The organism is Chloroflexota bacterium (genome assembly GCA_026706485.1).
Lineage (GTDB): Bacteria > Chloroflexota > UBA11872 > UBA11872 > UBA11872 > JAJECS01.
The window spans coordinates 148,170-161,566 of sequence record JAPOYR010000013.1; the positions used below are offsets into that span (position 1 = coordinate 148,170).

General features: G+C 68.7%; 13 protein-coding genes. 9 read left to right on the forward strand and 4 right to left on the reverse strand.

Annotation, left to right across the window (positions count from 1 at the left end; genetic code table 11):
* Nucleotides 1-290 precede the first annotated feature (290 nt).
* Nucleotides 291-1,034: a creatininase family protein gene (locus OXG79_14200; GenBank protein ID MCY3784916.1), complete on the forward strand. Its 744-nt coding sequence runs from the start codon at nt 291-293 to the stop codon at nt 1,032-1,034.
* 8 nt (nt 1,035-1,042) lie between these two features.
* On the opposite strand, the gene OXG79_14205 is transcribed toward OXG79_14200, so the two are convergent.
* A complete protein-coding gene (locus OXG79_14205; protein MCY3784917.1) occupies nt 1,043-2,935 on the reverse strand; it encodes an ASKHA domain-containing protein in 1,893 nt (630 codons plus the stop codon).
* A 258-nt stretch (nt 2,936-3,193) separates the two neighbouring features.
* Here OXG79_14205 and OXG79_14210 point away from each other — a divergent pair, with 258 nt between their 5' ends.
* From OXG79_14210 to hisG, 6 genes are all read left to right on the forward strand, one after another.
* Nucleotides 3,194-3,679 (forward strand): NADH-quinone oxidoreductase subunit B, encoded by a 486-nt coding sequence (locus OXG79_14210; GenBank protein MCY3784918.1) that lies wholly within the window; start codon nt 3,194-3,196, stop codon nt 3,677-3,679.
* 38 nt (nt 3,680-3,717) lie between these two features.
* On the forward strand, nt 3,718-4,407 hold the full coding sequence (locus OXG79_14215; protein MCY3784919.1) for a PHP domain-containing protein: 690 nt from the start codon (nt 3,718-3,720) through the stop codon (nt 4,405-4,407).
* 10 nt (nt 4,408-4,417) lie between these two features.
* A complete protein-coding gene (locus tag OXG79_14220) occupies nt 4,418-5,767 on the forward strand; it encodes a hypothetical protein (protein MCY3784920.1) in 1,350 nt (449 codons plus the stop codon).
* 233 nt (nt 5,768-6,000) lie between these two features.
* A complete protein-coding gene (locus OXG79_14225; GenBank protein MCY3784921.1) occupies nt 6,001-6,855 on the forward strand; it encodes an ABC transporter ATP-binding protein in 855 nt (284 codons plus the stop codon).
* A complete protein-coding gene (locus OXG79_14230) occupies nt 6,852-7,676 on the forward strand; it encodes an ABC transporter permease (GenBank protein ID MCY3784922.1) in 825 nt (274 codons plus the stop codon). Before OXG79_14225 ends, OXG79_14230 begins: the two co-directional genes overlap by 4 nt.
* Before the next feature lie 146 nt (nt 7,677-7,822).
* Entirely contained in the window at nt 7,823-8,695 is an 873-nt protein-coding gene (gene hisG, locus OXG79_14235; GenBank protein MCY3784923.1) for an ATP phosphoribosyltransferase, read from the forward strand.
* Here the strand turns inward: hisG and OXG79_14240 are convergent, their stop codons facing one another.
* Nucleotides 8,696-9,379: an MBL fold metallo-hydrolase gene (locus tag OXG79_14240; protein ID MCY3784924.1), complete on the reverse strand. Its 684-nt coding sequence runs from the start codon at nt 9,377-9,379 to the stop codon at nt 8,696-8,698.
* 33 nt (nt 9,380-9,412) lie between these two features.
* Nucleotides 9,413-9,892 (reverse strand): flavin reductase family protein, encoded by a 480-nt coding sequence (locus OXG79_14245; protein MCY3784925.1) that lies wholly within the window; start codon nt 9,890-9,892, stop codon nt 9,413-9,415.
* 154 nt (nt 9,893-10,046) lie between these two features.
* Here OXG79_14245 and OXG79_14250 point away from each other — a divergent pair, with 154 nt between their 5' ends.
* On the forward strand, nt 10,047-10,949 hold the full coding sequence (locus OXG79_14250; GenBank protein ID MCY3784926.1) for a hypothetical protein: 903 nt from the start codon (nt 10,047-10,049) through the stop codon (nt 10,947-10,949).
* 31 nt (nt 10,950-10,980) lie between these two features.
* Here OXG79_14250 and OXG79_14255 read toward each other — a convergent pair whose 3' ends face one another.
* Nucleotides 10,981-12,135 (reverse strand): lactonase family protein, encoded by a 1,155-nt coding sequence (locus OXG79_14255; protein MCY3784927.1) that lies wholly within the window; start codon nt 12,133-12,135, stop codon nt 10,981-10,983.
* 43 nt (nt 12,136-12,178) lie between these two features.
* On the opposite strand from OXG79_14255, the gene OXG79_14260 reads away from it, so the two are divergent.
* Entirely contained in the window at nt 12,179-13,375 is a 1,197-nt protein-coding gene (locus OXG79_14260; protein ID MCY3784928.1) for an amidohydrolase family protein, read from the forward strand.
* Nucleotides 13,376-13,397 lie beyond the last annotated feature (22 nt).

Below are 13,397 nucleotides of genomic sequence, written 5' to 3' on the forward strand. Positions count from 1 at the left end.
CGAATCCGTTCGCCCTGAGCTTGTCGAAGGGATAGCCGAACGGATTCAGGTTCGGGTGGACCGGGGAGCCGCGCTTCTTCAGAGGTTCCCCGGACGCCGCCGGTCGGGGAACGGCCCTCGCGGCCTCCCCAGCGCGAGGGCCGCTCGTTGACCGGGAATGGCATTGTTCCGCGCCATTCGGCTCAAGGCAACGAAATTCGGCGGTTGCGGGGGGCGGCCAGGTGCCCCACCATTTCATCCAAGGCATCGCCGTGAGAGGTGCGCGAATGGCCCATGTGGCGTTTGAACGGATGACACGCGATGAAATCGGCGCCCTGGCGCCCTCGGCGGTGGCCATCCTGCCCACCGCGGCCATCGAGCAGCACGGGCCGCACAATCCCGTGGGCCTCGACACCATGTGCTGCATGGCGGTGGCACGCGCCGCGGCGGAGGCCGCCGGCCCGGACCTCAACGTGGTCGTGTGCCCGCCGCTGCACTTCGGCAGCTCCCACCATCACCTGCCGTGGCCCGGCGTGCTGACGCTCACGAGCCACACCTTCGGCGTGGTGGTCTTCGAGCTGCTCGACAGCCTGCGCATGATGGGGTTCCGCCGCGTGCTGGTGCTGAACGGCCACGGCGGCAACGAGTTCCTGATCCAGCAGACCGCGCGCGACTTCGTCCTGGACTTTCGCGAGATGCACGTCGTCGCCGGCAGCTATTGGGATGTCGCTCGCGAGGCGCTGGAGGCCGTTCCGCGCGATGGAGGGTTCTCCATTCCCGGCCACGCGGGGTCGTTCGAGACGTCGCTCATGCTCCACCTGGACCCCGAGTTGGTGCGGACCGAACACATTCCCGTGACCGGCGACACGCCGCTGCCGGCCGGCCTCGCCAACGTCACTGAGGCGCGCGACGGAGACTTCCTGGGCGACCGGCCCACCGGCGTGAGCGACGACGCGTCGCACGGCACGGCCGAGTTGGGACGCCAGTATCTCGACGCGGCGGCGACGGTGGTGGCCGCACAGATTCGGGAGATCGCCGAATCGGCGCCCGAATGAGCTGAGACCTAGCCCGAATCTCCGTCCGGCGCCGGGAAGCCCATGGCGTCGCCGAACTGATCCTGGAAGTCGGGGACGGCGGACAGCTCGACATAATGCACGTGGCCGGGCAGGTCGGTGGCGCGCACGCGCGACGTCAGCGAGAGCAGGCACATGCGCGCGCCGTGGCCGGCGGCGTTGCCAATGGCCTCCACCGCCTCCTCCGGCACCGGCGGCAGCAGCCCGATGGCCAGGGCTTGCGCCGGGTCGATATAGCTGCCGAAGGCGCCCGCCAGCAGCACGCGGTCGAGATCGGAGGGCTGCAGGCCGGCCTCGCGCAAGAGGACGTTCGTGCCGCAGCGAATGCTGCCCTTCGCTAACTGCAAACGGCGGATGTCCTGCGCATGCAGCGCGATGCTCTCCTCCGGCAACGCCGGATCGCCCGTGAGCACGAACTCGCCGCCCGTGTCGTCCGGCCGCACCCGGCCGGCCAGGCCGGGCAGGACCTGCTCCATTTCGTGCCGCGAGAGCAGCCGGCCGCTCGGCGCCACCGCGCCCACGCGCAGCAGCTCGGCCACGGCATCCACCAGGCCCGATCCACAGATGCCCTCGGGCTCGCCGCCGCCGATCACGTCCACATCCACCGACGTGGGGGTAATCCGCACGCGCTCGATCGCCCCGGGCGCCGCGCGCATGCCGCGCGTGATCTCTGCGCCCTCGAATGCCGGTCCGGCGGGCGCCGCCGTCGCGAAGAGCCGCCGCTTGTGCGCCAGCACGATCTCTCCATTGGTGCCCACGTCGATCACCAGCGTCGTACCGCGGCGGCGGCCCAGGTTCGTGCTCAGCATCACGCCCACGATGTCGCCGCCGACATAGCTGGCCACCGCCGGCGCCACCCACACCCACGCCGACGGGAGCACCGGCAAGTCGAGCTCCGACGCCCGCAGCGATACCGGGTCCACCGTGGTCGGCGCGAACGGCGAATACGAGATGCGCGACGGATCGATGCCCAGCAGCAGGTGCGTCATCACCGTGTTGCCGACGAACGTGGCCTCGTACACGCGGTCCGGCCGCACGTCGGCGGCCTCCAGGCAGCGCGTGGCGATGCCGCGCACGGTGTCCAGGATCGCCCGATGCAGCCGCTCGACGAACTCGGGACCGCGCATGGTGGCGCTCATGCGGCTGATCACGTCGCCGCCGTAGATGTGCTGGCCGTTGATGTCCGACGCCACGGCGACTTCTTGCCCGGTGGTCAAGTCCATCAGCGCCCCGACCACCGTGGTCGTGCCGATGTCGAAGGCCAGGCCGTAGGCCGTGCCGGTGGTATCGCCGCGCTCGACCGAGATCACCCGGTTGCCCGCGATCACGATCGTGACGCCCTGGCTGATGTCCTCGCCGATCGCCCCCAGCCGGCTCAACGCATCCCGTGTCGGATCGAGGTCGCCCGCGGCCGCGGCCAGCTCGTCCTGCACCAGGCTCCAGTCGGCGCGAGGATCGTGCAGGGTTGGCGGTGACGGCTTGACATAAATCTTCTGGATGTTGGGGTCGAGACTGATGCGCCCCAATCCGGCGCTTTCCACCACCCGCACCGCGCGAATCCCAAGCGGATGCGAATAGACCGCGCCTTGGTCCACCGGGTGCTGGCAGGCCAGCCGCCAGCCGCCGGCCAGCTGCGCGATCGCCAGGCGGCGCTTGTCGTGCGGCGTGGGTTCGGGAACCTCGGCGTCGCGCACCAGCACCCGGCAGGTGCCGCAGGTGCCCTTGCCGGCGCACACCGTCTCCACGGGAACGTCGTTGGCATGGGCGGCGTCGAGGATCGTGGTGCCGACTTCGGCTTCGATCGCGCGGTCCTCGGGCAGGAAGCGGCACGAAACGGTGCTGGGGGCGCTGATTGGACGGACCTCCGGGGTCGATGTGGGCATTGTGCGCCAATGCGCCCGTGAAGACGACGGCGCAACCGCTTACAATTGTCGAGGTTCGCAGGGACGACGCAAGCGGACGGAGGTCCGAGCACCATGGCAAGCACCGACGGCAACGGCTCACCCGGCGAGCGCCGCCACGACTTCGGGCTGGACAATATCCCGCTGGGCGAGCAGCCGTGGGGCAAGGCGCCCATGGTCTACGGCGACGACACGATCCCGCTGCGGCAACTGTCGGACCGCGTCGGCGTGCTGGACGCCATGACCACCACGGTTGACAAGCTCTTTTCCTGGGCCCAGTCCAACGCGCTGTGGGGCATGGGGTTCGGGCTGGCCTGCTGCGCCATCGAGATGATGGCGAGCGCCTCGCCCCACTACGATCTCGACCGCTTCGGCACCATCTTTCGCTCGTCGCCGCGGCAGTCGGACGTGATGGTCGTCTCCGGCACCGTCACCAACAAGATGGCCCCCGTCGTCAAGCGCCTCTATGACCAGATGCCCGACCCCAAGTGGGTGATCGCCATGGGCGCGTGCGCCACCTGCGGCGGGCCCTTCCGCAGCTACAGCACGCTGCAGGGCGTCGACCGCGTGGTGCCGGTGGACGTCTACATCGCCGGGTGCCCGCCGCGACCCGAGGCGCTCATCGACGGCATCATGATGCTGCAGCGCAAGATCCAGCGCGACGGCATCATGGGCACGGGCCGGTTGAAGGCGCTGCGCGAGGAGCAGGCGGCCGAAGCCGGATAGGTTGCGACCACGCGCGCCCGGCCTCAGGCCACCACTGAATGACGACACCTGACGGCCGCCTCCGCCTGGAGCTTCACGCCCACACGCACGCGTCGCCCGACTGCGGGCTGAGCCCGACCCGACTCATCGAGCTGCTGCAAGATCGCGGCATCGAGGCGCTGGCGGTGACGGATCACAACACCATGGCGGGCGCCTTCGAGATGGCGCGCGTCTCACCCCTGCCCACCATCCTCGCCGAGGAGATCAAGAGCACCGCCGGCGACATCATCGGCCTCTTCCTGGAAGAAGAAATCCCGCGCGACATGTCGCCCAGGGACACCGTGGCCGCCATCAAGGACCAGGGCGGGCTGGTGCTCGTGCCGCACCCCTTCGACAGCCTGCGCCGGTCGGCGCTGCGGGAAGCCACGGAGAGCATTCGCGAGCACATCGACATCCTCGAGGTGTTCAACGGGCGCACCCTGCGCGAGCGCGACAACCGCACGGCGCAGGACTATGCGCACGACCATGGCCTCGTGGCGTCCGTCGGCTCGGACTCGCATCTCGCCCGCGAGGTGGGCGTGAGCTGGCAGGTGCTCAAGCCGTGGAACGATCCCGCCGAGTTTCTGGACAACCTGCGCGAGGCCGAGCTGCACATGGAGCTGGCGCCGGCGTGGGTGCATGCCGGCAGTTCGCTGCACGCCTACGCCACGAAGTTCCGGAAGCGGCTGAATACCTGGTTCGCCGGCTAGCGCGACGCGCATGACGGCGGAAGCCGCGTCCGACGGCTGGGCGGCGTTCACGCGACGCGGAGTGACGCTGTGGCTCCCGGCCTCGGTGAACCTGGGCATTGCCAGCCTGCTGGCCCCGGCCATGAACGCCCTGCTGGCGCGAGCCGTCGATCCCGAGGCGTCGATTGCTGGCTTCTCCGTGGCGTTGGGGGTCATCACCATCGTGGCACTGCCCCAGTTCCGCATTCAGCAGCTGACGCTGGTGTTCCTGCACGATCATCACGCGTTGCGCAGCCTGCGCCGGTTCGTCGCCATCACGGCCGCGGTCGTCGGTGCGATCAGCTGCGTCGCGGCCCTCACCCCGCTGGCCGAGTTGATCCTCGAAGGCATCTTTGCCGCCACCGGCGACTTGCTCACTCAAGCGCGGGCGGCGTTGGTGGCGCTGTGCCCGCTGCCGATATTCATGGTGGCGCGCACGCACCTGCACGGCGCCGCGCTGCGACTCGGGCAGGCGCGGTTGGTGTGGCTGGGCACCGGGCTCGGGGCCGGAGGCGCCGTTGCCATCTCCGCCGCGCTGATCGCGACGGGCATACAGGGCGCGGCTGCGGCCGGTGTGGGGACGACCCTGGCCGCCGGCCTGGAGACCGTCATGCTGATGGCGGCCACGCGCAACCTGTTGCGGCACGGGCTGCCCGCGCACTCACCGCGCGGCCTCGATTCCAGCCTGGGCGCCGTGGCGCGCTTCTTCACGCCGCTCATCTTCGCCTCGCTGCTTCCAGCCGCGACCACCCCAATCGTCAACGCGGCCCTGGCCCGCACCGCCGAGCCCGAGACCTCGTTGGCCGCCTTCGCCATCGCCATCGGGCTCTTTCAGTTCCTGACCATCCTGCTGTGGGGCGCCCAGCCCTCGATTCTCGCGCTGCTGGCGCGAGGCGACGGCATGCGCCGGATCACGGTCTTGACCAACGGCGTCGCCGGCGTCGTTTTGATCGCCGCGATGGCGTCGGCATTCGTGCCGCCGCTGAGCCAGCTGGTCATCGAGGACATCAGCGGCGCGCGTGACCGGCTGGGCGAGCTATCGCTGCTGGGGCTGCGCGTGCTGGCGCCCCTACCGTTGATCCTGGTGCAGGAGCAGGTATTCGCCTCGGCGCTCATGCAGGTCCGACGCACCCGCCCGATTCTCTACGTGAACGTGTGGCGGCTCGCCGCGCTGCTGGTCTTCGTGGTGCTGGCGCTCGGGTTGGAGGGACTACCCGGCGTTGCGGTGGGCGCCGGCGCCTGGGCGGCCAGCCTGATCGTCGAAGCCATCGCGACCTACGCCTATGGCCGCGGAGCCTATCGCCAGCTCACGACCGCCGAGGCGTTGACATTCGGCCGTTAGCGCCTAGGATGCTAGTCAGCAGTACGACGTTGAGATTGCGATAGTTCCTGATGGGGACGAAGATCCGCTTCCGCCACGGCAGCCATATGCCGACTCCGGGAGGACTGTGCCCCAACCGCTGACGTCGTAAACCAACGCGCGAACGACCGCGGACGTCGGGCACAAGCCCACCAGACGCTCCGCGGTTTTTTTTGTTGTCGCAAACCGCCGCACCCCAACCGCAAGGATGAGAAATGACCACCGCCGTTGAAATCGTTGAATTGGAAAAAGCCTTCGACCCGTCGGGTCTCGCGGGCGAGCTGCGCCGCCTGGTCGGACGGCCCGTGACCCGGGTCGCCGCACTGCGCCGCGTCACGTTGCGGGTGGCGCGAGGCGAGATTTACGGCGTCGTCGGCTCGAACGGCTCCGGCAAGTCCACGCTGGCCCGCATCGTGGCCACGCTTTTGACGCCCGACGCGGGCCGCGCGCGCGTGTTTGGCCGCGACGTGGAGCGTGAGTCCGCCGACGTGCGGCGCCTGCTGAATCGCGTGTCGGTCGACGCGTCGTTCTTCAAGAAGCTGAGCCCGCTGGAAAACCTCGTGTTCTCGGGGCGGCTCTACGACCTGCCGCCGCGCGCCGCCGAGCCCCGCGTGCGGCAGATTCTGCAACGGCTGGGCATCAGCGGTGACCCGCTCACGCGACCGGTCGAGCAGATGTCGCGCGGCATGCAGCAGAAGGTAAAGGTAGCGGTGGCGCGAGCCTTCCTGACCTCGCCAGTGCTGCTGGTGCTCGACGAGCCGACCACCGGGCTGGATCCGGCCTCTAAGCGCGACGTACAGGCCTTCATCCAGGAAGTACGCGACAGCCACGACGCCACGGTGCTGCTCATGTCGCACGACATGGACGAGATAGCCCGGCTGTGCGATCGCATGGCCGTGCTCGACGACGGCCGGATCGTCGCCGAGGGAACGCCCGAATCGCTGGCCGCGCCCGGCGAGACGCTTGAGGACGCCTTCATTCGCCTCACGGGCCATGCCCTGGGCGACACCACCAATGGACGCTCGGCGCGGCTCGAGCCTGCCGGCGTCGGGGAGGAGACGAGACCATGATTGCCGCCCGGCGTGAATGGCGCGCGTCCTACGCCTTTGTGGAACTGAATTTCCGCGCCATCAAGCGCTACTGGGGCTGGGAAGCCGTTTGGTTGGCCTTTGCCATCGTCAACGCGCTAACGGTGGCCTACATCGCGCCCGGCGGACGCGAGGTCACGGGCCAAGCCTTTGCCACCGACCGGCTGGTGCTCTTTCTGGTCGTCGGCACCGTGGTGTGGGCCTATCTGCAGCAGGTGTTCGACTCCGTCGGCTTCATGATCGCCTGGCAGCGCTGGGGAGGAACGATTGAAAGCACCTTCATGGCCCCGGCCCGGCGTCTCGCCATGGTGGCCGGCACCAGCGCCTTTGCGATTGTGTACGCCTTCATCCGCGCCCTCCTGGTGCTGGGTTTCGTCTCGCTGTTCTTCGACCTCGACCTGCTGCAGGCCAACTGGCTCACGGCACTGGCCACGATCAGCGTCGGCAGCGTTGGGTTTCTCGGATTAGCGCTTATGGTGGCCGCGCTGCCGCTGCTGTTCCTGGAACGCGGCGAACAGATGGTGATGATCACCCTCGCGGCGCTGCTGCTGGTGTCCGGCGTGTTCTACCCGATCGAGGTGCTGCCGGGCTGGCTCCAGGTCGTGGGGCGCTTGTCGCCGGCCACCTACGTGCTGGAGGGCATGCGCGCCGCGGTGCTGGACGGCGCAACCATCGGCGATGTCGCCGAGGTGTTCCCGCCGCTGCTGGCCATCGCGGCGGTGGCCCTGCCGCTGGGCGTCGTGGTCTTCCGCGCCGCCGAGCGCTATGCGCTGCGCAGCGGGCGCCTGAAGCGACACGGATGATGCGTCAGCAATCGCAAACCGATGGCAGAAGCCGCGCACGTGTCGCGGCTTCCACCCGACCCAAACCGCCGCGCGCAGCGTCGAATGCGCGACAATCAGCCGGCGCGCCCAGGCGGCGCGCGTTTATGTGGGAGCGCACATCAGCTATGGATCCGGTGCAGTTGGGAATTCCCAAGGGCAGTTTGCAGGACGCGACCATTGAGTTGCTCCGCCGCGCGGGCTGGAGCGTCTCGGTGTCGTCGCGCAACTACGTACCGGGCATCGACGACGAGCATGTGCGCTGCAAGCTGGTCCGGGCTCAGGAAATCTCGCGCTACGTTGCCGACGGCAGCCTCGACGCGGGCATCACCGGGCTCGACTGGACCCTCGAGAACGCCTCCGACGTGCGCGTCGTCGCGGATCTGGTCTATTCCAAGGCCAGCTTCCAGCCGACTCGCTGGGTGCTGGCGGTGCCCAACGACTCGCCGGCCCAGTGCGCGGAAGATCTGCAGGGCGGCAAGATCGCCACTGAGCTGGTGAACTTCTCCACCAAGTACTTCAGCGATCGCGGGATCGACGTCTCCGTCGAGTTCTCCTGGGGCGCTACCGAGCTCAAGGCCGCCGAGGGCCTGGCCGACGCCATCGTCGAGGTCACCGAAACCGAGACCACGATCCGGGCGCACGGGCTGCGCGTCATCGAGACGCTCACCACCTCGAATCCGCAGCTGATCGCCAACCACACCGCCTACGCCGACCCGGACAAGCGGCGCAAGATCGATCAGATCGCGCTGTTGCTCAAGGGCGCGCTGGAAGCGGAGTCACGGGTGGGGCTCAAGATGAACGTGCCGCGGACGCGAGTGGAAGACATCGTCGAGGTGCTGCCGAGCATCACCGCGCCGACGGTCGCCAATCTCTTCGGCACCGACTGGCTGTCCATCGAGATCGTCGTGTCGGAGCACGAGGTGCGGGAGCTGATCCCGGAGCTTCGCGCCAAGGGCGCCGAAGGCATCATCGAGTACCCGCTCAACAAGATCGTCTGATCAGCGGCGCTCGAGACGCCGCGCCAGGGCCGACAGAGCCTCGGGGTCGGTGCAGGGGCTGTAGTGCCCGGGTAGCACCACGCGCGCGCCGCTCGCCGCCAGGCGGCGGGCGGACGCGCGCTGCTCAGCGCGGCTGGTGGCCAGCCAGGGCACGTTTTCGTGCAAGCGGCCGCGACTGTGAAGGAGAGCGTCACCCGCCACGAGCACATCGCCGCGCTGGAGTGACATGCTGCCGGGCGTGTGGCCCGGCGTGTGCAGCACGTGCCAGTCGTCGATCATGTCGCCTTCTTGCACCGGCGAAACGTCCACCGGCGGTCGCCAGCGCATGATCCAGGGAATGAGTGGCCAGTAGAGCACCGAGCGGAGACGGGGACACGTCTCCGGCGCCGCCAAATATGGCACGTCGGCCTCGTGAATCAGGACCGGTGCCCCGGTTCGCCGCTGCAGCTCCACCGCGCTGCCGCTGTGGTCCATATCGAAGTGCGTCAGCACGATGCGGTCGATGCCGGACGGCTCGATGCCGACTTCGCGCGCGGCGCGCAGGATCGCGCCGGCCCGTCCGGGCATCCCGGTGTCCACCAGCAGCGTCGCGGCGCCCGTGAGCAGGTAGCACCACGAGCTGAGAAAGCGGTCCACCGCGTAGCAGCCAGGCGCCAGTTCGAACGGCGGCTGGCGTTTGCTCATGCCCCGCCAGTCAGGCCAGGCAACCAAGCGAGACTATCCCCCGTAGCTCATCCCCGTGGCGGACAGGAGCTGCGGCTCGCCGCCGCGTTCGGATCCGCCGACGACCTCGCCGAAGTAGACCACGTGATCGCCGGGCTGGCTGCTGCCCACGACGCGGCACTCGAACCAGGCCACGGCCCCATCCAAGACGGGAGTGCCGGTGTCGTACGTCGTCACCGGCTCGCCTTCCAGGCGTCCCTCGCCGCTGGTGGACTTGGCCGTGAACTTGAGCGAGAGGTCCTTGGAACCGTCCGGCAAGACCGAAATCGAAAAGACGCCCGTCGCGTCGATGTTCTGCCGCGTGTGCGCCCCGTCCTGAATCGCCACCGCGACCACGCGCGGATCGAAGGACACCTGGGTCAGCCAGTTCGCCGTCATGCCGTTCGGCTCGCCGTCCGCCGACTTCGTGCCGACCACCACCAGACCGTAGACAAGGGCATTGAGCGCGTCGGATACCGGGTCGCTGTCAGACATGAGAGATCCCATCTAGGTGCAAGGGCCTTGGCTCCATGCAATTATCCGCGCCCCGCCGCGTCCGCGGCAACGCCGACGCCGCGAAGCCCAGCGATGAACGGCCGCGGCTACGCTACGATGCCTCGCCGCCACGACCAGATACCCGGGAGCCCACGTGTCACGCGTCAATCGTTGCATCGAGCTGCTGGAGCAAGGACAGCCCGTCTACTACGACCGGGTGGACCCGCTCGAGCTCAGCTATGACTTGGGCCGCGAGCTGAGCAGCACCTGGGCCGACTACCTGCGGATCGAGTTCGAGCACCAGGGACTCGATGCGGTCGCGCTGTCGCGCTTCATGCGCGGCATGGTCGATGCCGGTCCGACGCGCAGCGGACACCGCACGCCCACGGTGATGTGCACCCTGCCGGCCACGGGCATGAGCGCCGACGAGGTTCGGCTCAACGCCTGGCAGATTCGGCACATCCTCTCAGCGGGCGTCCACGGACTCTATCTGGCCCACGTGCGCGACCCCCGGGCTGTGCGGGCATTCGTCGAGGCCTGCCGCTTTCCGCATCAGACCGTTGGCATGGGCGACGACCTGGGCATCGGCACCCGCGGGCACGGCGCCGAGGGATACCCGGCCGACATCTGGGGACTGGACGTGTCCGACTACGTGCGCGTCGCCGACCCCTGGCCGCTCAATCCGGCCGGTGAACTGGCCCTCGGCATCAAGGTTGAAGACCGCTTCGGCCTGCCGCACGCCGACGCCTGCATGGCCGTTCCGGGCGTGGCATTCGGCGAATGGGGCCCCGGCGACATGGGCCTGTTCTTCGGCCATCCGGAGTGGAAAAACGCCCCCTACAGCCCGCAAATGGAGGCCGCCTGGCGGCAGGTGAAGGCCGCTTGCGACCGTGCGGGCATCCTCTTCCTCTGCGCCTGGGACGACCCGGCCCTCACGCCGGAGCAGCGCGCCGACCTGCTAATCAACGAGATCGGCGCCAAGCTCATCGCGGCGGGTGACGGCCCCATCCTGGCCGCCGCGGGCCGGGCGCTCACCGGGCGAACCATGCCAGTGTGACCACTCGACCCGTGGATCGGTGAGCACCGGGCTATTCGCGCAGGGGCGCCAGCTTCAGACACACGGGCGCGGGCACGGCGGCCTCGTGGCCGGTGAACTCGAGCCCGCCTGAAGCCGCATCGACCCGGAACGTGACGATGGTGTCGGAGTTCTGGTTGGCGGCAAGGAGGAACCGGCCGTCGGGCGTGATGAGAAAGTTCCGCGGGATATCGCCGCGGGTCGGAGTATGGCCAACCGGCGTGAGCCTACCGGTGCCTGACTCGACCGCAAACGCCGCTATCGAGTTGTGCCCCCGGTTCGAGGCGTAGACGAACCGACCGTCCGGCGATGCGTGAATGTCGGCGCAGGTGGTGTCGCCGCTCCACGCCGCGGGAAGCGTCGAGATCCTCTGCTTGACCGTCAGCGTCCCCGTCGCCGCCTCGTAGTCGTAGGCGGAAACCGACGACCCCAACTCATTCACCGCGTAGGCATGGGCGGAGGCGGGATTGAAGGTGAAATGCCGCGGCCCGTCACCCGGCTCGGCGCGCACCGCCAGGTCCGGTTGCTCGATCAGACGGCCGGTAGCGTGATCGATGCGGTAGACCACGATGGCGTCCATGCCCAGATCGCAGGCGTAGACCAGCGTGTTGGCGCCATCGATCACCACGCAATGCGCATGGGCTTGTCGCTGGCGCTCGGGATGGACCGAGGAGCCGTGATGCTGGACGAAATCGGTGCGCGTTCCTAGTGACCCGTCCGGCTTGATCGGCAGCAGGCACACGCTGCCCCCGAAATAGTTCGCCACGACGACGTAGGAATCCGTTTGGTCCACCTGCACGTGGCAGGGCCCAGCGCCGCCGGTGTGCGCCGAGTTGAGCACCGTGAGGGCGCCATTCCCATTGATGGCGTAGGCCGTGACCACGCCGTGGCCGGATTCCTGTTCGGAAGCGGCATACAGGTGGTCGCCGGTTGGGTCGATGGCAACGAAGGTCGGATTCACGATGCCGGGCTGCACGTCAATGCATTCGACGGCGCCGGTCGCAACGTTCAGGCGACAGGTATAGATACCCTCCGCGCCCAGATCGGTATAGGTGCCCACGAACAGGAATCGCTCGTCGTTCACGCTCACGGCCTCATTTCGCGCGTCGTTGCCGGTGCGATTGGCGGACCATAGCACCGGACACGGCTCGACATGCCGGATTGGCATTCGCGGGCACAATGCGAACGTGTCGACGACGGGAGCCCTGCCAATGCACACCCACAGCCACGAGTCTCACGGCCCGTCGCCGACGGGGCAAACCGTCGTGCGCGCCGGCAAGCTCTTCGACGGGGTGAGCCGGACGCTCACCGATGACGCCGTGGTCGTGGTTGCCGGCGGCCAGGTGGCCGCCGCCGGATCGGCGTCCGATGTCGAGATTCATCCCGACGACCTGGTGGTCGATCTCCGGCCCTGCACGGTACTGCCGGGACTGATCGACGCTCATGTCCATCTCATGGGGCAGAACCCGGCGCACGCGCACCCCGGCCCCATCGAATACCGCGCCATTCGGTCGGCGGGGCAAGCCAGGGCGCTGCTCGAGGCCGGGTTCACCACGCTACGCGACCTGGGATCGCAGACCTCCGTGGCTCTCAAGCAAGCCATCGAGGATGGCGCAGTGCCGGGGCCCCGAATGATCGCCGCCGGCTATGCCATCGCCCGCACCGGCGGCCCCTGGTTCGGCATGGAGCCATCGTGGCGCTGGGTGCGGCCCGCGGACGGCGTCGACGCCTGCCGGCAGGCCGTGCATCGCTGCATTCGGGAAGGATCCAGCATCATCAAGATCGGAACCTCCACCGGGCGCGGCGACGCGGCGTGGGGCGAGATTCCGACCTACACCGTGGCCGAGGTTCAAGCCGTGGTCGAGGAGGCGCATGCCTGGGGCCTGCGCGTGGCGGCGCACGCCATGGGCGACGAAGGTGTCCGCCGGGCGGTGCTCGGCGGTGTTGACACCGTCGAGCACGGCTACAACATCACCGACGACACCCTGGGTTTGATCATCGAGCGCGGCACCTATCTGGTGCCAACCCTACGCGCGCGAGCGTTTTCCACCAGCGACGACGGCCGGCAGATCTACGACGCTCAGATGCGCTCGTTGCGGAGGGCCTACGCCGCCGGGGCGCGGCTGGCGCTCGGGACCGACACGACGGGCGGCGCCGAGATGCCGCACGGCCACGAGAACGCGGTTGAGTTCAGACTCATGGCCGAGACCATGGAGCCCGTTGACGCGCTGCTGTCGGGCACGCGCGTGGCGGCGCAGGCGCTTGGGCTCCATCCGCACGTGGGCAGCCTGCAACCTGGGGCAGCGGCAGACCTCGTCGCCGTGCGCGAAAACCCACTGCGTGACCTCGACACCCTGCAACGGGTCGAGTTCGTCATGCAGGGCGGCCGGGTCATCGTGGCGCCCTAAGCCACGCACCGGTTCGAACCTC